This window comes from Bradyrhizobium sp. AUGA SZCCT0176, assembly GCF_018130145.1.
Taxonomy (GTDB): domain Bacteria; phylum Pseudomonadota; class Alphaproteobacteria; order Rhizobiales; family Xanthobacteraceae; genus Bradyrhizobium.
Genome location: NZ_JAFCMB010000001.1, coordinates 287,060 through 307,601, shown reverse-complemented (window position 1 = coordinate 307,601; position 20,542 = coordinate 287,060). Strand labels below are relative to the sequence as shown.

Sequence of the window (20,542 nt, the reverse complement as noted above, 5' to 3'; positions counted from 1 at the left end):
ATGATGACACTTGCCATACATGACCAGCGCCTGGCCAAGCCGGGCCCCCAGAACGCCGCGCTGCGCGACTATGATTCCGTGCGCCGCGCCATCGCCTTCATCTCGGAACACTGGCGCGCGCAGCCGACCATCGAAGCGATGGCAGATGCCGCCTCGGTGACGCCAGATGAATTACACCTTCTGTTCCGCCGCTGGGCCGGGCTGACGCCAAAGGACTTCATGCAGGCGCTGACGCTCGATCACGCCAAGGGCCTGTTGCGCGACTCGGCCAGCGTGATCGACGCCGCCCTCGACTCGGGCCTGTCGGGTCCGGGCCGGCTGCACGATCTGTTCGTGACGCATGAAGCGATGTCGCCGGGCGAATGGAAGAACGGCGGCGCCGGCATGACGCTGCGCTACGGTTTCCATCCCTCGCCGTTCGGCACTGCCATCGTGATCGCCAGCGGCCGCGGCCTTGCGGGGCTTGCCTTCGCCGATCCCGGCGAGGAGCCGGCATCTTTCGCCGACATGAAGCGGCGCTGGCCCAACGCTACCTATGTCGAGGATCGCGACGGCACGGCCGGTCTCGCGCAGCGCATCTTCGACACCAGGATGTGGCGGCCGGACCAGCCGCTGCGCGTGGTCCTGATCGGTACTGATTTCGAGGTGCGCGTTTGGGAAACCTTGCTGAAGATCCCGATGGGCCGCGCGGTCAGCTATTCCGACATCGCCAACAAGATCAAGAATCCAAAAGCCTCTCGCGCGGTTGGTGCTGCGGTCGGCCGCAACCCGGTGTCGTTCGTAGTGCCCTGCCATCGCGCACTCGGCAAAGGCGGCGCGCTCACCGGCTATCACTGGGGCATCACCCGCAAGCAGGCGATGCTGGGCTGGGAAGCCGGCCAGGTCGGGCTGCATTGAGATCGTTGTTCGTGGTTCGTAGGATGGGTTGAGCCCTTGCGAAACCCATCACGTTTGTCGCGCAATTGATGGGTTTCGCGAAGAGCTCAACCCATCCTACGGCCTCCCATTACCCATAGCTGATATGCCAACCTCGCAGAGCACCCGGCCGGAACACTGACGGCGCGCGTCGATTGACGATCGCGTATCGATCGCTCACAACCACGCCCGGGGTAAACAGCGAAAGGCCCGTCGATGCAGAAGCGCCGCCCGGTGATGCTAGCGATATTGGATGGTTGGGGTTGGCGGGAGGATCCCGCCGACAATGCCGTCCGTCAGGCCAGGACACCGAATTTCGATCGCCTGTGGAACGCGGGTCCGCGCGCCTTCCTGCGGACATCAGGGCGGGATGTCGGGCTGCCCGATGGGCAGATGGGCAATTCCGAAGTCGGGCACCTGAACATCGGCGCGGGCCGCGTGGTGATGCAGGACCTGCCGCGGATCAACGACGCCATTGCGTCCGGCGAAATCAAATCCGCGCCGGCGCTCACCGCCCTGGTCCAGGCGCTGAAGCAGAGCGGCGGCACCTGTCATCTGATCGGACTGGTGTCGCCGGGCGGCGTCCATTCGCATCAGGACCACGTCGCCGCACTGGCCGCGATCCTCGCTGAGCACGGCGTGCCGGCGGTCGTACACGCGCTGACGGACGGACGCGATACGCCGCCGCGATCGGGAGCCGATGATTTGAAGCGGCTGAGCGCTGCGCTGCCGCCACAGGTTCCGATCGCAACCGTTGTCGGTCGATATTATGCGATGGACCGCGACAAGCGCTGGGAACGCGTTGGCAAAGCCTATGACGCCATCGTCGAGGCCGAAGGCCCGCATTTTGCCGACGCGCAATCGGCCATGTCTGATGCCTATGCGCATGATGTCACCGACGAGTTCGTGGTGCCGTCGGTGATCGGCAATTACGCCGGCATCAAAGACGGCGACGGCGTGCTGAGCTTCAACTTTCGCGCCGACCGCGTCCGCGAGATCCTTGGTGCGATGCTCGATCCGTCGTTCGACGGTTTCCCGCGCAAACGCAGCGTCCGGTACACCGCCGCCGTTGGAATGACGCAGTACAGCGCTGATCTGGACCGGCTGATGCAGACGATATTTCCGCCGCAGGCGTTTCCAAACATCCTGGGCGAAGTCACATCAGCGGCAAACCGGACGCAAGTGCGGATGGCCGAAACGGAAAAGTATCCGCACGTCACCTATTTTCTCAACGGTGGACGGGAAGAACCTTTTCCCGGCGAAGACCGCATCATGGTGCCTTCGCCCAAGGTCGCGACCTATGACCTGCAGCCGGAGATGTCGGCCGCCGAACTGACGGCGAAAGCCGTGGAGGCGATCGACGGAGGCAAGTACGATCTAATCGTGCTGAACTACGCCAATCCGGACATGGTAGGCCACTCGGGAAACCTGACGGCCGCGATCAAGGCGGTCGAAACCGTCGATACCGCGCTCGGGAAAATCTCGGAGGCGATCGAGCGATCCGGCGGCGCGCTGCTGGTGACCGCCGATCACGGCAACTGCGAAATGATGCGCGACCCTGTCACCGGCGGTCCGCATACGGCTCACACGACGAACCCGGTGCCCCTGCTGCTGCAGGGCGGCGGCGGCGTGACCTTGGCGGAAGGCCGGCTGGCGGACATTGCGCCGACACTGCTCGACCTGATGCAATTGCCGAAGCCGGCGGACATGACCGGCATGTCGTTGCTGCGCCAGAACAAGCAAGGCTAGGGCGTGCAATCGCTTATGCGACCCTTGGCGAGCGGAGACGACCGATGGAATGCACGATCCGGCCGGCGCGTGAGGATGACGCCGACGAAATAAGCGCGGTCATTATCCGTGCACTGCGCGAAACCAATGCGAAGGACTATGCAGAAGAGATCATCGAGAGGATCGAGCACAGCTTTAGTCCGGGCGCCGTGCTGGAGCTGATCGGCAAGCGCACCGTCTTTGTTGCCGCGATTGATAGTCGTGTCGTTGGAACGGCAAGCCTCGATGGAAACGTGATCCGCACCGTCTTCGTGTCCCCTGATGTTCAGGCCCGCGGTATCGGCAAGCTGCTGATGGCCGAGGTCGAGCGCACGGCACGCGAGAGAAACATCCCGACGTTGGCGGTGCCTTCTTCAATCAGCGCCGAAACGTTCTACGGGCAGCTCGGGTTCAGAGCCGTGCGCGATAGCTACTATGGTGAAGAGCGCACGATCATCATGGAGCGATCATTGCAGGACCGTCCGTAGGTCCGGTCAGCTAATTCAAGCTACGCATTCGGCACGTTGTCGAAGCTTCAGAAGTCCCCGAGGCCGAGCACATCGGCCATCGAATACAGGCCGGGCGTCTTGCCTTGCGCCCACAACGCCGCCTTGACCGCGCCTTGCGCAAACATCGTGCGGTCCTCGGCGCGGTGGGTCAGCTCGATGCGCTCCATCGCACCGGCGAAGATCACGCTGTGTTCGCCGGTGACGGTGCCGCCGCGCAGTGCTGCAAACCCGATATCGCCGGCCTTGCGCGCGCCGGTAATGCCGTCGCGTCCGCGCGCCGAGTGCAGATGCAGGTCGATGCCGCGGCCCGCCGCGGCGGCTTCGCCCAGCATCAGTGCGGTGCCCGACGGCGCATCGACCTTGGCCTTATGGTGCATCTCCAGGATCTCGATATCGAAATCGGTATCGAGCGATTGCGCCACGCGTTTCACGAGGGCCGCCAGCAGATTGACGCCGAGGCTCATATTGCCTGACTGCACGACGATGGCACGGGACGTCACGCTCTTGATCACCGCCATGTCGGAGCTCGACAACCCCGTGGTTCCGACCACGTGCACCAGCTTCCGTTCGGCGGCGATCGCCACATTGGCGATGGTGGCGGCGGGAACCGTGAAATCGAGAATGCCGTCGGCGTTCGCCGTGAGCGCCCAGAGATCGGCGGAGAGCTTGACGCCATTTTCGGGCAGGCCGGCGAGGATGCCGGAATCCTTGCCCAGCAGCTCCGAACCCGGCGCTTCGAGCGCGCCGGCAAGAACCGCACCTGACGTCTCCGAAATGACGCGCACCAGCGCCCGGCCCATCCGGCCGCCGGCTCCAGCTACGATCAAACGCATGTCGGCCATGGCTTCACCTCTTCAAGCCCTATAGCGGGATGGGGCCATTCCGGCAACCGATCCGGCCTCGATACCCGTCATGGCCGGGCTTGTCCCGGCCATCCACGTCTCTGTTGCGCGACCAAAGCAAGACGTGGATGCCCTGGGACAAGCCCGGGCATGACGAAGAAAACTAGACGCTAGGGTTGCGGGCCGTCATAGCCTTCGATCACGATCAGCTCGGCAATCGAGTGCGGCTGCCGAACTTTGATGTTGGCCTGGTATTCCGGTGAGTTATAGCAGGCCATCGCGGCGTCGTAGCTGTCGAACTCGATCACCACGTTGCGCGAGCGGCTTTGGCCCTCGACGCCGGTGAACTTGCCGCCGCGGACGACGTAGCGCCCGCCGAACTTCTTGAAGATCGCGAGATTGGCCGCCGCATAGGGCTTGTAGCCCTCGTCATTGCTGACGTCGACGCGACCGATCCAGTATCCCTTGGCCATCTTGCTCTCCCGTTTCTTGTCCTGCTGTTGACTACGCCAGTGCCTGCGCGATTTCGCTTTGAATGGCATCCGCGGCGGCTTTGGGGTCGGCGGCCTCGGTGACCGGCCGTCCCACCACCAGATAATCCGCGCCGGCGGCGATGGCGCGCGCCGGTGTCATGATGCGCTTCTGGTCGCCGGTCGCAGAGCCCGCCGGCCGGATGCCCGGCGTCACCAGGTTCATCTGGTGGCCGACGATCTTGCGCAAACTCGCCGCCTCTTCCGGCGAGCTCACCAGCCCGTCGACGCCGAGCACCTGCGCCTGCTGGGCGCGCGCCTCGACCAGATCGGAGACGTTGAGGCGATAGCCGGCGGCATGCAGATCGCCGTCGTCATAGGAGGTCAGCACGGTGACGGCGAGGATTTTCAGGCTTGAGCCCGCGCGCGCTTCGACGGCGGCTTTCATGGTCTGCGGATAGGCGTGCACGGTAAGAAAAGTGGCGCCGAGTTTTGCGATGCTCTCGACACCGCGTGCAACGGTGTTGCCGATATCGTGCAGCTTGAGATCGACGAACACCTTTTTGCCCGCGCCGGATAATTGACGGACCAGCGGCAAGCCGCCGGCATAGGCCAGCTGATAGCCGATCTTGTAGAACGTCACGCTGTCGCCGAGCCGCGCCACCATCGCTTCAGCCTCGACGACGCCGGGCAGATCGAGCGCCACAATCAACCGGTCTTTCGGAGCGATACTGGCAGGCTGCATGTCACCTCACATCATGCGTTGGGAATGGTCGATCAGCTGCCGCACCAGCGCCTGCAGCGCCTCGACATCGGCAGAATGTTTCAGACGGTCCATCTCGTCATAGGCCTGGTCCGCGAACGACAATGCGAGCTGGTTCGGAACCACGCTGGCGTGACAGGCCGACAGAATGAGGCGCAGCGCCGCCAGCGCGCGCGCGCCGCCGAACCGCCCGCCGGAGGCCGACGCGATCGCAAACACGGCGCCGCGAAACACCTGGCCGCGGGTTTCATGCGGGTCCTGCACCCGGCTGACCCAGTCGATGGTGTTTTTGACCAGCGCCGGCACCGACGAATTATATTCCGGCGTCACGATCAGGACGCCATGATGGGCGCCGATCATGCGCTTCAGATTGACCGCGTGCTTCGGCACGCCGGATTTTGCCTGCAGGTCGCCGTCATAGATCGGCAGCGGAAAATCCGACAGCGAGATGCGGGTGACTTCGGCGCCGGATAGCGCCAGCTCATGGCTGGCGGCGGCCGCCAGCCTCGCATTGAGCGAGCCTGATCGAAGCGATCCCGGGATCACGAGGATTTTCAGCGCGGACATATTTTATAGATCGCGGTTCGGGCCAATCCCGCCGCGCAGACGCGGGCGAGCATTTTCGTCGAAAATGCTCTTAACCAATATCTTGCGCGTATTCTATGCGCAAAACCGGCATCCACTTTTGCGGAATACGCGCGTATCAGCCCTTGCGATACACCCAGACCCGGGCGGGCGGAAGGTTCATCCAGATCCGCTCGGAAGCTTCTGTGGACACGCCGGGCAGCGATTTCGGGATCGGCGGCGCGACCGAATAGGTGAACTGCACGAAGGGCGCACCAGGTGCCAGCGCCGTAAAGGCGTCGCGGATCAATTTGAGGCGCGTCAGCATCGGCTTTGTGACCAGCGGCAGGCCGGAGACCACGGCCGAGGCCGGCACGTCGAGAACCTTCAACAGCGAGTCGCGAAGTTTGTAGGCGTCGCCCTGCACCACTTTGGCGTGCGGATAACGGTCGCGCAGCAGCGCGCAGAAGCCCGGATTATATTCAACCAGCACGAGACGCTTCTGATCGACGCCATGTTCGATCAGCGCATTGGTGATCGCGCCGGTGCCGGGGCCAAGTTCGACGACCGGTCCTTTCGAATCGACGTCGACATATTGCGCCATGGTGCGCGCGAGCAGCTTGCTGGACGGCATCACCGCGCCCATGTGCAGCGGCTTTTCGATCCATGAACGGAGAAAACGCACCTCGTCGTCAAGACGGAGAGGTTTCTTCAACGCACGCACGGACGATTGCAGAGGCATGTCGCTACCAGGCGGGACCGCGAACGGCGGTTATGTCAGAAAACGGTCATAAAGAGGTATAGGTCGCAGCTCTCATGGTCAAGCAAAAGGCTTACTGCGGGGCAGCGCGGCTACCGAAGAAGTCCTTGACCTTAGTAAAGAAACCCGCCGCCTCCGGCTGGGTTGCACCCGACGACAGCTTTTCGAACTCGGCCAGCAATTCCTGCTGCTTCTTGGTCAGATTTTGCGGCGTTTCGACCATCACCTGTACATACATGTCGCCGGTCTGGCGCGAACGGAGCACCGGCATGCCTTTTGATGCGATGCGGAATCGCCGGCCGGACTGTGTTCCCGACGGCACCTTCACCTTGGTCTTGCCCTTGTCGATGGTCGGCACCTCGAATTCGCCGCCAAGGGCGGCCGCCACCATCGAGATCGGGACCCGGCAATGCAGGTCGGCGCCGTCGCGCTGGAAGAATTCGTGGGTCGCCAGCGACAGGAAAATATAGAGATCGCCGGGCGGTCCGCCGCGGACGCCGGCCTCGCCCTCGCCGGCGAGGCGAATGCGGGTGCCGTCTTCGACGCCTTGCGGAATGTTAACCGACAGGGTCCGGTCGCGCGTCACCCGGCCTGAGCCCGCGCAGGAGGGACAGGGGTCTTCGATCATCTGGCCGCGGCCCTGACAGCCCGGACAGGTTCGTTCCAGCGTAAAGAAGCCCTGGGCCTGCCGCACCCTTCCCTGCCCGCCGCACAGCGAACAGGTCTTCGGCTTGGTGCCGGCCTTGGCACCGGTGCCGGAACAGGATTCGCAGGTGACCGAAACCGGAATCTCGATCTGGGCGGTCTTGCCGAGGAAGGCTTCCTCCAGCGTGATTTCCATATTGTAGCGCAGGTCGGCGCCGCGCTCGCGGCCGCCGCCACCGCGCCCGCGTTGTCCGGCCATGCCGAACAGATCCTCGAAAATATCCGAGAACGACGAGGCGAAGCCGGCGCCGAATCCGGGCCCGCCGCCACCCATGCCCTGCTCGAACGCCGCGTGGCCGTAGCGGTCATAGGCGGCGCGCTTGTCGCCGTCTTTCAGGACCTCATAGGCTTCGTTGATTTCCTTGAACTTCACTTCGCTGGAAGCATCGCCCGGATTCTTGTCCGGATGCCATTTCATCGCGAGCTTGCGGAACGCAGCCTTGAGCTTGCCGTCGTCCGCGCTCCGTTCGACTTCCAGGGTTTCGTAATAGCAGCGCTTGGTGGACATCCGTCAGTTCCGTCCGAATTTCGTCTTCATGCCGCAAGGGTGCACTGTTGAGGATGCCGCCTCGCGCTTAACGAAAAATGACCCCCACCCATCGAGACGCCGCGCGCTCTTTGGTGTGAGGGTCATGATCGAAAGCCCGCTTATGCCGACTTCTTGTTGTTCTTGTCGTCGTCGACTTCGGTGAACTCCGCGTCGACGACGTCATCCTTGGCCGCATCCTTCTTGGCGTCGGCTTCGGCCTGCTGCTTGTACATGGCCTCGCCGAGCTTCATCGAAGCCTGCGCCAGCGTGTTGGTCTTGGCCTTGATCGCCTCGGCGTCGTCGCCCTTCAGCGCTTCCTTGAGGTCGCTGACGGCGTCCTCGATGGAACGGCGCTCGCTCTCCTCGACCTTCGAACCGTGTTCGGCCAGCGCCTTCTCGGTGGAATGCACCAGGCTGTCGGCATGGTTCTTGGCGTCGACCGCCTCGCGGCGCTTCTTGTCCTCGGCCGCATTGGCCTCGGCGTCCTTGACCATCTTCTGGATGTCGGCGTCGGACAGGCCGCCGGAGGCCTGAATCCGGATCTGCTGTTCCTTGCCGGTCGCCTTGTCCTTGGCCGAGACGTTGACGATGCCGTTGGCGTCGATGTCGAACGTCACCTCGATCTGCGGCATGCCGCGCGGCGACGGCGGAATGCCCATCAGGTCGAACTGGCCGAGCACCTTGTTGTCGGCCGCCATTTCACGCTCGCCCTGGAAGACGCGGATGGTGACGGCGTTCTGGTTGTCCTCGGCGGTCGAGAAGACCTGGCTCTTCTTGGTCGGGATCGTGGTGTTGCGATCGATGATGCGGGTGAACACGCCACCCAGCGTCTCGATGCCGAGCGACAGCGGGGTCACGTCGAGCAGCAGCACGTCCTTGACGTCGCCCTGCAGCACGCCGGCCTGGATCGCCGCACCGATGGCGACGACTTCGTCCGGATTGACGCCCTTGTGCGGCTCCTTGCCGAACAACTGCTTCACCACTTCCTGAACCTTCGGCATGCGCGTCATGCCGCCGACCAGCACCACTTCGCCGATCTCGGCGGCGGTGAGGCCCGCATCCTTCAGCGCCTTGCGGCACGGCTCGATGGTCTTCTGGACGAGATCGTCGACCAGCGCCTCGAACTTCGAGCGGGTCAGCTTCATCGTCAGATGCTTCGGACCGGTCTGATCGGCCGTGATGAACGGCAGGTTGATTTCGGTCTGCGTGGTCGAGGACAATTCGATCTTGGCCTTTTCGGCGGCCTCTTTCAGGCGCTGCAAGGCAAGCTTGTCGTTGCGCAGGTTGATGCCCTGCTCCTTCTGGAACTCATCGGCCAGATAGCTGACGAGACGCATGTCGAAGTCTTCGCCGCCGAGGAACGTATCGCCGTTGGTGGATTTCACCTCGAATACGCCGTCGCCGATTTCGAGAATCGAGACGTCGAAGGTGCCGCCGCCGAGGTCGTACACCGCAATGGTGCCGGTCTTGGTCTTGTCGAGGCCGTAGGCGAGCGCGGCCGCGGTCGGCTCGTTGATGATGCGCAGCACTTCAAGGCCGGCGATCTTGCCGGCGTCCTTGGTGGCCTGACGTTGCGCGTCGTTGAAATAGGCGGGAACCGTGATGACGGCCTGCTCGACCTTCTGGCCGAGATGGGCTTCCGCGGTCTCTTTCATCTTCTGCAGAATGAAAGCGGAGACCTGCGAGGGCGAGTAGGTCTTAGCATCGGCTTCGACCCAGGCGTCGCCGTTCGATGCCTTGACGATTTTGTAGGGGACGAGCTTCTTGTCCTTCTCGACCATCGGGTCGTCATAGCGGCGGCCGACGAGGCGCTTGACCGCGAAGAAGGTGCGCTCGGGATTGGTCACCGCCTGACGCTTGGCAGGCTGGCCGACGAGGCGCTCGCCATCATCGCTGAAAGCGACGATCGACGGGGTCGTGCGCATGCCCTCTGCGTTCTCGATGACTTTAGCTGTCTTGCCATCCATTACGGCGACGCACGAATTGGTGGTGCCGAGATCGATCCCAATGACCTTTCCCATGGTCCTCATATCCTTCTTTTTGCGGCAGGTTGGCTGGGCCCTGGACGGCGCACCTAACCGAACCCCCAACGATCAATTACTCGCGATATTGCGACGGTGAGCCTCATATAGGAGGGGGGGTCCTGCCCGCAAGGACCGAACGCAACCTTAGGGCCTGAAAATGCTGACGTTTGAAAGATTGTGTCAGCTCAGGGCAGGTCAAGGTTCAGGCCCTCAGCCGTGTTAACAAAAGGGCAAGAAGGTGAGGACGCACTCATCACCACGTCCGAAAATCAGCCCAGTTCATGATCGCCGCCAGCGCGGTATTTGGCCGCTGCGTGGACCTGACCGGCGGTCCGGTACGCCGCCGAAATTGCCCGAAAACGTTTGGCTAGCCGCCATATCGCGCGAAAATTCCGGTGTTTCGGAACGTGATGAGGGAACGGACGCCGCCCCTGCCCTGTTGCAGGGACATCAAAACCGCTAAAAGCGGGCTGACTAAACCCAGCCCTCGAACCCTTGAGGGCTGCGCTGGCCGACCATTGAACGGCCTCAATGTAAACCCGGTAGACCCTTCATGAAGCCTGTTCGATACCTCGCTGCGGTTGCCCTTACCATCGCCGCGACCTGTGCCGCGTTCGCCGCCGACCCGGTTTTTCCGCCGGGCGCGCGGGTCGGCATGACGCCGCTGGTCGGCCTGGTCAAAGCCAGATCATTCGTCGGCTTCGAGACCGAAGATCAGGGCGTCAAGGTGCTGGTGGCGGACCTGCCCGCCGAGGCCTATGGCGAGGTCGCCAATGCTTTCAAGGCAAATCCGGGCGGCACCGGCGGCATCAAGCCGGAGAGCATCGAGACGGTGGCGGGGCTCGCCTATTACACCGCTGAGAACGCCAAGGACGGCGCCACCAATGTCCGGCGCTACTCGATGATCGTGCCGGGTCCGACCTTCTCCGGCTACGTCGCCGTGCAGGTGCCGGAGAATGCCTCCCGGATCTACACCGACGACGCCATCCGCCAGATGTTCGCTTCCGCCGTGATCCGAAGCGAAGTTCCGGTCGATGAGCAGCTCGGCCTGATGCCGTTCAGGATGGCCGAACTCAGCAATTTCAAGACGGTCCGCACGCTGGCGCCGGGCGCCGCCCTGATCATTGCCGATGGCGACGAGAAAAGCGGTTTTGAAACCGCGCCCTTCATGATCGTCGGCCTGGTCGGATCCGCGCCGGCGCAGCCCGACGACCGCGGACGCTTTGCCCAGCAGATGGCGACGACGATTCCCGGCGTGCGCGACGGGCGGATCACGATGTCGGAGGCGGTCCGCATCGACGGCCAGCCCGGATACGAAACCCGCATCGAAGCCACCAGCGGCAAGGACAATACGCCGGTGACGATCGTGCAATGGTTGCGGTTCGGCGGCCAGAATTCGCTGCGCATCATCGGCAGCTCGCCGCGCGACGGTTGGACCACCGCGTTCACGCGTTTTCGCGCCGTGCGTGACGGAATTCGCCCGCGCTAAACATCGAATGCCGGTGCACGGGGTGCCGAAGAATCAGCCGCAGACCGCCGCCTAAAGCCGCTTTACGCTCTGCCTGCGACCTGATTTGCTGGTGTTGACCTCTTTGACAGGGAGATGCACCATGTTCGAGCGTAGGCAAATTCTCACGAGCTTCGGCACGATTCTCGGCACGGCGGCAATGGCGACCATTCTTCCGAAGGCAGCTTTGGCCGTGTCGATCAAACCCGACAATGCGTCGGCATTGCTGGTGATCGACGTTCAGAACTGCTTCCTGCCGGGCGGCAGCCTTGCGGTAAAAGATGGCGACCAGGTCGTTCCCGTCATCAACCGCATCGCCAAGAGCTTTGCCAACGTCGTGCTGACGCAGGACTGGCACACGTCAGGCCATGTCTCGTTCGCCACGACGCATTCCGGCAAGAAGCCGTTCGAGACGATCGACTTGCCCTACGGCAAGCAGGTGCTGTGGCCCGATCACTGCGTGCAGGGCACCGAAGGCGCTGCGCTGTCAAAGGACCTTTCGATCGCCCATGCCGGACTTGTCATCCGCAAGGGCTCCAACAAGGACGTCGACAGCTATTCGGCCTTCACCGAAGCCGATGGCAAGACCACGACGGGGCTTGCCGCCTATTTGAAGGCGCGCAAGGTGGAACACGTGTTCCTCGCCGGTCTCGCCACCGATTTTTGCGTGGCATGGAGCGCGCTCGACGCCCGCAAGGCCGGCTTTGAGACCTATGTCGTCGAAGACGCCTGCCGCGGCATCGATACCCAAGGCTCGCTCGCGAAAGCCTGGGCCGATATGGGCGAGGCCGGCGTCAAGCGCATCCAGTCCAGCGATATCGCCGCTTAAAGTAGAGCGTTCTCTCGCGAGAGAGCACAATGTCGGATCTAGGCGCACCCCTCGCGTTCGAGATGATCCGCCGTGCACCCTCACAGCGCACGGCGGGCCTGATCACGGGAATGACGGGTTACCGCGAGACCGCACTTGGCCGGTTTTCGCAGCGTGAAGCCGCACACCTGATTGTGCCGCTGATCATCAGCCTCGGCAGCCCGTTCCTGATCGCGCTCGGGCGCCAGCCTGATGCGGCCGACCGCCAGCCAAGCTTCGCCGCGGGCCTCTACGCCGGGCCTGTTCATATCGAGTCCGATGGCGGCGCCGAATGCGTGCAGGTGGATTTCACGCCGCTCGGCGCTTACCGCTTTTTCGGCGGCGCCGTCATCGATCTTGCCGCGCGCATGGTCGATATCGGCGACGTGCTCAGCCACGAAGGCCGGCAATTGCGCGAGAGACTGGGCGCGACGGCTTGCTGGCAACACCGCTTCGACCTGCTCGAGGACTTCATCGCCGGCCGCGCCAATCATCTGCCGTCGCCGGAGATCGCCTTCGCCTGGCGCCGGCTGGCGCTGACCGCGGGCAGCGCGCGGATCACGGCGCTGGCCGGCGAGATCGGCTGGAGCCGCAAACATCTGGTCGAGCGTTTTAGATCCGAGCTTGGCCTCGCGCCCAAATCAATCGCGCGCATGATGCGCTTTCACCGGGCCTGCCGGCTGGCACGCAGCGGGACAGCTCCCGGCTGGGCCGGGATTGCCGCCGAGAGCGGCTTTTCCGACCAGGCCCATCTGGTGCGCGAATTCGGCGAACTGGCCGGCGAGACGCCGACGGCCTGGGCACGGCGTCTGGCGCTGATCGACAGCCGGCTGACACGCCCGAACGAAGCGCTTTCGAGCTGGTAACAAATCTTCAAGCCGGCGCCGCGGCCGTATCAGCATATTGACGCGGTGAAGCCGAAAGAAGGAGTTTGCCGTGACGAACAGCAATGACGCGCAGCGCATCTACCCGACAATGCGCTGCAGGGATGCCGAGGCGATGATCCGCTGGCTCAAGGATGTGCTTGGTTTCACCGAGCATGTCGTCTACCGCACGGACGGCGTGGTACAGCACGCACAACTCGCCTGCGGCGCGTCGCTTCTGATGCTCGGTCAGGCCCGTGACGATGAGTACGGCAGGCTGGTTGGCGACATCAGCGGCCACCGCACCGACGCGCTTTATGTCGCCGTCGAGGATCCCGACGCGCTGTGCGCCAAGGTGAAGGCATCAGGCGCCAAAATCGAAATGGAGCTGCACAACACCGACTACGGCAGCCGCGATTTCGCCTGCCGGGACCCGGAAGGCAATCTCTGGAGCTTTGGCACCTACTGGCCGAAGGCGAATGAGAAGCCGATGGACGCGTAGGTCGGATCGGCTCTTTCGGCTTAGGTCGTGACGTCGGCGGCGGGCGCCGCCTTGGCGCCGCCTTTGGAGACGCCGACCAGCGCCGGACGCAGCACGCGCTCGCCGATCATGAAGCCAGCCTGCACCACCTGAACCACGGTGCCCGCCGGCACCGACGCGTCAGGGACTTCATACATCGCCTGCTGGAAGTTCGGATTGAACTTCTCGCCCGACGGATCGAATTTCTTGACGCCGTTTTTCTCAAGCGTGTTGAGCAGCGACCGCTCGGTCAGCTCGACGCCTTCGATGAACGCCTTCAGCGCCGGGTCGGCCGAGGCCTTCATTTCCTCAGGAACCGCATCCAGCGCGCGTTGCAGATTGTCGGCGATATCGAGAATGTCGCGCGCGAAGCCGGTGATGCCGTAGGCCCGCGCATCGGCAACTTCCTTGGCGGTGCGTTTGCGCAGGTTTTCCATCTCCGCCAGCGTGCGCAGCATCTTGTCGCGCGCTTCAGCCGCTTCCTTCGTCAACGCCTCGACCGATCCTTCTTCGGGATCATCAGGCATGATGTAGGGCTTTGAGACCACGGGCTCGCCGCTCTGGGCCGCCGCATCATCATTCGGCCGGTTGGGATCGGTCATAAGTCTGCCTTCTCAAAAGAACCGTTCGGTTAAATGGGGATTTGCTGCCCGGGATATCGTGCTTTAGCGGGCGAAAATCAAGCGTTCCATGGCGTTTTCGAGTGATGCCTGCACCGGACCTGATCCGGGGTGGGGCCCGGTTCGCGCCGGGAAAGGCGTCAAAACAACAAAGCGAAGCTTTTTTCGGGCCGGATTAACCACCGAGCATGCGGCTGACGATGCGCGCGGCATAGTCCACCGTCGGAATCACCCTTGCATAGTTGAGCCGCGTCGGCCCGATCACGCCGAGAACCCCGACGATGCGGCCGGCGGCGTCACTATAGGGCGCGATGATGGTGGAGGAACCGGACAGCGAGAACAGCTTGTTCTCCGATCCGATGAAGATCCGCACGCCCTCGGCGCGCTCGGCGCGACCGAGCAGATCAATGACGCCGCGCTTGGTCTCGAGGTCGTCGAACAGCGATTTCACGCGCTCCAGATCTTCCAGCGCATGCAGATCCTCGAGCAGATTGGCATGACCGCGCACGATCAACTGGCGGTCCTCGCTTTCGCCGCCGGACCAGCTCGCGATGCCGGCCGCGATGATCTTCTGCGTCAGCTGATCGAGTTCGGCGCGGCTTTGCGTCAGCGCGGTTTCAAGTTCGAGGCGCGACTCGGCAAGCGTACGGCCGCGAATGCGAGAATTGAGGAAATTGCTGGCTTCCGTCAGCGCCGACGAGGGAACGCCGGGCGGCAGGGTCAGCACGCGGTTTTCGACCTGGCCGTCTTCGCTGACCAGCACCACCAGCGCGCGTTCCGGTTCCAGCCGCACGAATTCGATGTGCTTCAGCCGCGAATTGGATTTGGCGGTCAGCACCACCGCGGCGGCACGCGTCAGGCCCGACAGCCGCGTCAGCGCTTCGCCGAGCGCCGCCTCTACCGACTGCGCGCGGCCGACGGAGGCAAGCTGGGTCTGGATCGACTGCCGTTCGTCTTCGGTGAGGTCGCCGACCTGCATCAGCGCATCGACGAAGAAGCGCAGGCCGAGTTCCGTGGGCAGCCGGCCGGCCGAGGTATGCGGCGCGTAGATCAGGCCGAGCTGTTCGAGGTCCGACATCACATTGCGAACCGAGGCCGGCGACAGAGGCATCGCGATCAGGCGCGAGATGTTGCGCGAGCCCACCGGCTCGCCGGTTGCGAGGTAACTCTCGACGATTTGACGAAAAATGTCGCGCGAGCGCTCATTGAGCTGGGCCAGCCCGGCATTCGGTGCGATCAGGCCAATCGGATCGTGGTGGGCCACAATTACTCCCTCACAGCTGCCCCTAATCTGTCTATCCGGAGGGCCGGTGACAAGCACGCATTACACCTCAAAGAGGTGGCAAAGGCCCTTGCCGCTGCCCGCTCCCCCTCCTACAAGCACCGCGAACCGCTTTTACTTGATTTTCCGGAGGATTTCCCATGCGGCCAAGCCGCCGTGCGCCCGATGAGCTGCGCCCCGTGTCGCTGGAACGCGGCGTCGTCAAATACGCCGAAGGTTCCTGCATGGTGAAATTCGGCGATACCCATGTGCTGGTCACCGCCACGCTGGAAGAACGCCTGCCGCCCTGGCTCAAGGGTCAGGGCCGCGGCTGGGTCACCGCCGAATACGGCATGCTGCCCCGCGCCACCCTGGAACGCACCCGCCGCGAGGCCGCGGCCGGCAAGCAGGGCGGCCGCACCGTCGAAATCCAGCGCCTGATCGGGCGCTCCTTGCGGGCGGCGGTCGACCTCGAAGCGCTCGGCGAGCGCCAGATCACGGTCGATTGCGACGTGATCCAGGCCGATGGCGGCACCCGCACCGCCTCGATAACAGGCGCCTGGGTGGCGCTGGCCGACTGCATCTCGTGGATGAAGAACCGCAACATGCTGAAAGCCAATGTGCTCCGCGATAATGTCGCGGCGATCTCCTGCGGCATCTATCAGGGTACGCCGGTGCTCGACCTCGATTATGCCGAGGATTCCGAGGCCGATACCGACGCCAATTTCGTCATGACCGGCGACGGCCGCATCATCGAGGTGCAGGGCACCGCGGAGAAGACGCCGTTCTCGCAGGACGAGTTCCTGGCGCTGATGGCGCTGGCGCGCAAGGGTGTCGCGCGTTTGGTGGACTTGCAAAAAATGGCCGTCGCGTAGTCTGATTGATCATGCACCGTCGAATCACAGGCCGCCTGGTGATCGCGACCCACAATCCCGGCAAGCTTGCCGAGATGCGCGAATTGCTGGCGCCGCATGGCGTCGAGGCGATCTCCGCGGGCGAGCTCGGCCTCGATGAGCCCGAGGAGACCGGCGAGACCTTTCGGGCCAATGCCGCGATCAAGGCGATCGCAGCCGCGAAAGCCGCGCAGCTTCCGGCCTTCGCCGATGATTCCGGCCTCGTGGTCGATGCGCTGGACGGCGCGCCCGGGATCTATTCGGCGCGCTGGGCCGGCAAACCTGCGGATTTTATGGCGGCGATGACGCGGGTCGAACGCCTGTTGCAGGAGCGCGGCGCCAAAACGCCTGACAAGCGCAAGGCGCATTTCGTATCGGCATTGTGCGTCGCCTGGCCCGACGGCCACCTCGAAGAGGTCGAGGCGCGGGTCGATGGAACTTTGGTGTGGCCACCGCGCGGCACCGAGGGTTTCGGTTACGATCCGTCGTTCCTGCCCGATGGACACGGCCGTACCTTCGGCGAGATGGCCAGCATCGAGAAGCACGGCCTGCCGCCGCTGGGACTCGGTCTGTCGCATCGCGCCCGCGCCTTCGTCAAACTGGCGGAGATCTGCCTTGGCTAGCTTCGAGCGCCCCGAGATCCTCAAGACCGGCAAAGCGGCTTTCGGTGTTTATGTGCACTGGCCATTCTGCCTGTCGAAATGCCCGTATTGCGATTTCAACAGCCATGTCCGCCACGCCCCGATCGACGAGGCGCGGTTCGTCAGTGCCTTTGCGCGCGAGATCGAAACTTCCGCCGAGCGCGCGCCGGGACGGGAAGTCACCTCGATCTTTCTCGGCGGCGGCACGCCGTCGCTGATGGCGCCGCAGACCGTCGGCGCCATCCTGGATGCAATCGGCAAACACTGGCGCGTCGCTGGTGATGTCGAAGTCACGCTGGAAGCCAATCCCACCAGCGTCGAGGCGACGCGCTTCCGCGGCTACCGCGCGGCCGGCGTCAACCGGGTCTCGCTCGGCGTGCAGGCGCTGGATGATGCCTCATTGAAAGCATTGGGCCGCCTGCACAGCGCGCGCGAGGCGCTGGATGCGGTGGCGATCGCGCGGCAATCCTTCGATCGTTATTCGTTCGACCTGATCTACGCCCGCCCCGACCAGACGCCGCAGATGTGGGCCGATGAACTGAAGCTGGCGATTTCGGAAGCCGCCGAACATCTGTCGCTCTATCAGCTTACGATCGAGGAAGGCACGCCGTTCTTCGGATTGCACGCCGCAGGCAAGTTGAAGACGCCGGATGAGGCCGTCGCCCGCGCACTCTACGACGTGACGCAGGATGTCTGCGCCGCGCAGGGTCTTCCTTCTTATGAGATTTCCAACCACGCGCGGCCGGGCGCGGAGTGCAAACATAATCTCGTCTATTGGCGCGGTGAGGAATATGCCGGCATCGGCCCCGGCGCGCATGGCCGCCTCGACATCGATGGCGAAAGACACGCGATCGCGACCGAGAAACGTCCCGAAGCCTGGCTGATGCGGGTCGAGGCCAACGGCCATGGCTTCATCACCGACGACGTCCTCAACTCGGAAGAACGCGCCGACGAATTTTTGCTGATGGGGTTGCGGCTTGCGGAAGGCATCGATCCCAAACGCTACGCCGCGCTGTCGGGCCGCACGCTCGATCCCGGCCGGATCGCCGTGCTGCGCGAAGAAGGCGCGATCATCGTCGACACCGACGGCCGGCTGCGGGTGACGCAGGCCGGTTTTCCCGTGCTCGATGCTGTTGTCGCGGATCTGGCTGCGTAAATTTTCCTTCCGTCGTCCCGGCCTTGAGCCGGGACCCATACGCCGCGGCCGTTGTTGTTAGAAAAACGCGTCTGCCGGCGTTGTCTCAACGAGAGGCCGCGGCGTATGGGTCCCGGATCGCGTTCGCTGCGCTCACTTGTCCGGGACGACGTGTTGAGATATCCGGGCCCGTCGCCGCGTAAAGGTTTGATAAGCCAAAGCCTGAGAATTCGGACGCTGCGCTTCCGGCTGTGGTAAATTGCCTTCACGGATTTTGCCCCAACCGCCATTTGCATGACGATCGTGAACGACCGGACCATCACCCCGCCGATCCATGATCCCGAGCTCGACCGCCGCGTCAAAAGCGCCGGCGCGAGCAAGACGGTTTATGCGCTGGTCACCCCCGAAACCGAAGCCGTCAAGAATTTCCTTCTCGGCAACGCGGTTGCTGGCCCCGACGCCGCGCGGCGTCATCATCTCGAACAATTCCGCGACGCCTGGACCGGAAAGCAATTCGCCTCGCATGAAGCCTTCATCGAACGCTGGATGGCGTGGGCGGCGCCCGTGGTCGCAATCGATGCCGCCGGCTTCCCCTGGCGATATCCAACCGCCGGCGGCAGCGAAGCGCTGTTTCACGTCATCACCGCCTACGGCAATCGCGCCCGCGTCGAAAAATTCAATCCCGAGGTGCACGTCTTCGCCGGCGAGTATGAAGGCTACAAGGCCTATGCCGAAGCCTGCGGCATCGCGGTGATCGAACATCGCCGCGCCGAGTGGCAAGCCGTCGGCCGCGCGCTTCCGAAAAATGCCTTGTTCTGCCTGAGCCAACCCTCCGCGATCGACGGCAATGTCTGGCCGCACGCCAATGATTTCCTGGCGCTGCTCGCCGCCACCGAAAAGCCCCGCGTGCTGCTCGACGCCACCTATGTCGGCTCGATTGCCGAAGCGCCGGCCGCGAAAATTGCCGTCGACAGTCCGGCGGTGCAGGCGCTGGCGTTCAGCCTGTCAAAACCGTTCGGGGTCTATTACGACCGCATCGGCGGCGTGCTCTGCCGTCACGCAATGCCGAGCCTGTTCGGCAATCAATGGTTCAAGAATCTCACCTCGCTGCAACTCGGCTTGACCTTGCTGGAACGTCACGACGTGTTCGAGCTGCCGCGCCGCTACAAAACCGTTCAGCGCGAAGCGGCCATTCAAGTCGGCCGACGCCTCGGGCTGACGCTCTCGCCCAGCGACGTCACCGTGCTGGCCCAAGCAGAAGCCAACGCCACCACCGACCGCGCGCTTGCGGATTTCCTGCGTCGCCCGGCCGGCGATCCCGATGCACGCTTGCGGCTGTGCCTGACGCCAACGATGGCCGAAATGATCGGAACCGCCGGGCCGATCGCCGTTTCCGGAGGCTGAACTTGAAAAACCCGGTCATTCTGACGGATGTAAAAGAGATTCACCGCCACGTTCACGGTCTGTGGCGCAGCGCGCCGATCCGTGCTTCCCACACTGATGGCGGATTCATCCACGACATCGTCGAGCAGTTCGCGAGTCTGCCGCGGCTGTTCTGCGACTCCACCGACGACCGGTTGGAGCGCGCCCATTTCTGCTCATGGTGGGGCGTCACCATGAACCGCGCTTACGACAATCCCGCGATCGAGGACCTCTACCGATTGCATGAGATGTTCCACGCGGCGTTCATGCCCTACTTTCCCGGCATCGGTTTCGACGCCTTCCACCGCAAGATGGAAGACAATGAACTGAAGGCCAGCGTCTGTTCGGAAATCCGCGTCTATTTCGAACTGCCGCATCTGCGCGAACAGGCCTTTGCGCATCCGATCTATGCAGACCGCTATTTGTCCGATCCTGCGATGCAGACGCTGTGGGCCAAGAACAAACCCGTTGCGATCGAAACGCTGCAGGAAGCGCGGCGCGACGTGATGTTTTCAAAACCCGAACACGAGATGGATTTGACGGAGCGCTGGATCCGCCGCTTCGCGCTGCAGAACCGTCAATGGTCGACCTGCTGGTACGATCGCTATCTGGAGATCGAGAGCCACATGTTCGAATTCCAGATCAAGGCGTTGCGCGGTGATCGCGCCGGCGCGATTGCAGAGCATGCGGCATGGATCGAGGCGCAGGCCGGTCAGGATGCCGAAGATCACATCCCCTACCGTCAGGAAGCCGCGCTGTTCGCCAATATCTATTGGAGCAACCGGCGCCGTTACGAGGCTGAATTCGCGAACGCGGCCAAGGCAGCGGATCGATAGGGCGGCAACTGCTCTGTCAGACCTCATCCCCGCGTGAGCGCAAGCTCATCGCTGGAGGAGCGCGAAGCGCGTCTCGAAGGATGAATGGCACCGGCGGGGCCACATGGTTCGAGACGGCGCTGACGCGCCTCCTCACCATGAGGGTTTGG

The 20,542-nt window shown here is 63.5% G+C and carries 21 protein-coding genes; 12 read left to right on the top strand and 9 right to left on the bottom strand.

Annotation, left to right across the window (positions count from 1 at the left end; genetic code table 11):
- The 3 genes from JQ600_RS01500 to JQ600_RS01490 all read left to right on the top strand — a co-directional run bounded on the left by JQ600_RS01500 (position 1) and on the right by JQ600_RS01490 (position 3,170).
- Positions 1-897, top strand: a complete 897-nt coding sequence (locus JQ600_RS01500) for a methylated-DNA--[protein]-cysteine S-methyltransferase (RefSeq protein ID WP_212489717.1) — start codon at positions 1-3, stop codon at positions 895-897.
- A 234-nt stretch (positions 898-1,131) separates the two neighbouring features.
- Positions 1,132-2,664, top strand: a complete 1,533-nt coding sequence (gpmI, locus tag JQ600_RS01495) for a 2,3-bisphosphoglycerate-independent phosphoglycerate mutase (protein ID WP_212489641.1) — start codon at positions 1,132-1,134, stop codon at positions 2,662-2,664.
- A 44-nt stretch (positions 2,665-2,708) separates the two neighbouring features.
- Complete coding sequence (locus JQ600_RS01490; protein WP_212386261.1) at positions 2,709-3,170, top strand: GNAT family N-acetyltransferase; 462 nt, start codon at positions 2,709-2,711, stop codon at positions 3,168-3,170.
- 47 nt (positions 3,171-3,217) lie between these two features.
- On the opposite strand, the gene dapB is transcribed toward JQ600_RS01490, so the two are convergent.
- The 7 genes from dapB to dnaK all read right to left on the bottom strand — a co-directional run bounded on the left by dapB (position 3,218) and on the right by dnaK (position 9,845).
- The gene (gene dapB, locus JQ600_RS01485; protein WP_212207554.1) at positions 3,218-4,033 is read right to left on the bottom strand and encodes a 4-hydroxy-tetrahydrodipicolinate reductase; all 816 of its coding nucleotides are present in this window, start codon (positions 4,031-4,033) and stop codon (positions 3,218-3,220) included.
- 170 nt (positions 4,034-4,203) lie between these two features.
- On the bottom strand, positions 4,204-4,506 hold the full coding sequence (locus JQ600_RS01480) for a DUF1330 domain-containing protein (RefSeq protein ID WP_212264117.1): 303 nt from the start codon (positions 4,504-4,506) through the stop codon (positions 4,204-4,206).
- Between the two features lie 31 nt (positions 4,507-4,537).
- Positions 4,538-5,248 (bottom strand): orotidine-5'-phosphate decarboxylase, encoded by a 711-nt coding sequence (gene pyrF / locus JQ600_RS01475; protein ID WP_212264118.1) that lies wholly within the window; start codon positions 5,246-5,248, stop codon positions 4,538-4,540.
- A 6-nt stretch (positions 5,249-5,254) separates the two neighbouring features.
- Positions 5,255-5,833, bottom strand: a complete 579-nt coding sequence (locus tag JQ600_RS01470; protein ID WP_212264119.1) for an NADPH-dependent FMN reductase — start codon at positions 5,831-5,833, stop codon at positions 5,255-5,257.
- Positions 5,834-5,969: 136 nt separating this feature from the next.
- Positions 5,970-6,572: a class I SAM-dependent methyltransferase gene (locus JQ600_RS01465; RefSeq protein WP_192736168.1), complete on the bottom strand. Its 603-nt coding sequence runs from the start codon at positions 6,570-6,572 to the stop codon at positions 5,970-5,972.
- 91 nt (positions 6,573-6,663) lie between these two features.
- On the bottom strand, positions 6,664-7,803 hold the full coding sequence (gene dnaJ, locus JQ600_RS01460) for a molecular chaperone DnaJ (RefSeq protein WP_192736167.1): 1,140 nt from the start codon (positions 7,801-7,803) through the stop codon (positions 6,664-6,666).
- Between the two features lie 140 nt (positions 7,804-7,943).
- Entirely contained in the window at positions 7,944-9,845 is a 1,902-nt protein-coding gene (gene dnaK / locus JQ600_RS01455; RefSeq protein WP_212386260.1) for a molecular chaperone DnaK, read from the bottom strand.
- A gap of 556 nt (positions 9,846-10,401) precedes the next feature.
- On the opposite strand from dnaK, the gene JQ600_RS01450 reads away from it, so the two are divergent.
- The 4 genes from JQ600_RS01450 (at position 10,402) to JQ600_RS01435 (ending at position 13,567) form a co-directional block, all read left to right on the top strand.
- On the top strand, positions 10,402-11,337 hold the full coding sequence (locus JQ600_RS01450) for a hypothetical protein (protein WP_212386259.1): 936 nt from the start codon (positions 10,402-10,404) through the stop codon (positions 11,335-11,337).
- A 121-nt stretch (positions 11,338-11,458) separates the two neighbouring features.
- Positions 11,459-12,184: a bifunctional nicotinamidase/pyrazinamidase gene (gene pncA / locus JQ600_RS01445; RefSeq protein ID WP_212386258.1), complete on the top strand. Its 726-nt coding sequence runs from the start codon at positions 11,459-11,461 to the stop codon at positions 12,182-12,184.
- Between the two features lie 29 nt (positions 12,185-12,213).
- Positions 12,214-13,068, top strand: a complete 855-nt coding sequence (locus JQ600_RS01440; RefSeq protein WP_212386257.1) for an AraC family transcriptional regulator — start codon at positions 12,214-12,216, stop codon at positions 13,066-13,068.
- A gap of 70 nt (positions 13,069-13,138) precedes the next feature.
- Entirely contained in the window at positions 13,139-13,567 is a 429-nt protein-coding gene (locus tag JQ600_RS01435) for a VOC family protein (RefSeq protein ID WP_212386256.1), read from the top strand.
- Between the two features lie 20 nt (positions 13,568-13,587).
- On the opposite strand, the gene grpE is transcribed toward JQ600_RS01435, so the two are convergent.
- Together grpE and hrcA are read right to left on the bottom strand one after the other, a co-directional pair.
- Positions 13,588-14,187, bottom strand: coding sequence for a nucleotide exchange factor GrpE (gene grpE / locus JQ600_RS01430; protein WP_212386255.1), 600 nt, complete (start codon positions 14,185-14,187; stop codon positions 13,588-13,590).
- A 193-nt stretch (positions 14,188-14,380) separates the two neighbouring features.
- Positions 14,381-15,469 carry a heat-inducible transcriptional repressor HrcA gene (hrcA, locus tag JQ600_RS01425; RefSeq protein WP_192736160.1) on the bottom strand — a complete coding sequence of 363 codons (1,089 nt, stop codon included), beginning with the start codon at positions 15,467-15,469 and terminating at the stop codon, positions 14,381-14,383.
- Between the two features lie 158 nt (positions 15,470-15,627).
- On the opposite strand from hrcA, the gene rph reads away from it, so the two are divergent.
- From rph to JQ600_RS01400, 5 genes are all read left to right on the top strand, one after another.
- Positions 15,628-16,341: a ribonuclease PH gene (gene rph / locus JQ600_RS01420; protein ID WP_192736159.1), complete on the top strand. Its 714-nt coding sequence runs from the start codon at positions 15,628-15,630 to the stop codon at positions 16,339-16,341.
- Positions 16,342-16,352: 11 nt separating this feature from the next.
- Positions 16,353-16,982 (top strand): RdgB/HAM1 family non-canonical purine NTP pyrophosphatase, encoded by a 630-nt coding sequence (gene rdgB / locus JQ600_RS01415; protein ID WP_212264127.1) that lies wholly within the window; start codon positions 16,353-16,355, stop codon positions 16,980-16,982.
- On the top strand, positions 16,975-18,156 hold the full coding sequence (hemW, locus tag JQ600_RS01410) for a radical SAM family heme chaperone HemW (protein WP_212386447.1): 1,182 nt from the start codon (positions 16,975-16,977) through the stop codon (positions 18,154-18,156). Before rdgB ends, hemW begins: the two co-directional genes overlap by 8 nt.
- Positions 18,157-18,429: 273 nt before the next feature.
- Positions 18,430-19,539, top strand: a complete 1,110-nt coding sequence (locus JQ600_RS01405; RefSeq protein ID WP_212386253.1) for an aminotransferase class I/II-fold pyridoxal phosphate-dependent enzyme — start codon at positions 18,430-18,432, stop codon at positions 19,537-19,539.
- A gap of 2 nt (positions 19,540-19,541) precedes the next feature.
- The gene (locus JQ600_RS01400; protein WP_212386252.1) at positions 19,542-20,393 is read left to right on the top strand and encodes a hypothetical protein; all 852 of its coding nucleotides are present in this window, start codon (positions 19,542-19,544) and stop codon (positions 20,391-20,393) included.
- Positions 20,394-20,542: the final 149 nt, after the last annotated feature.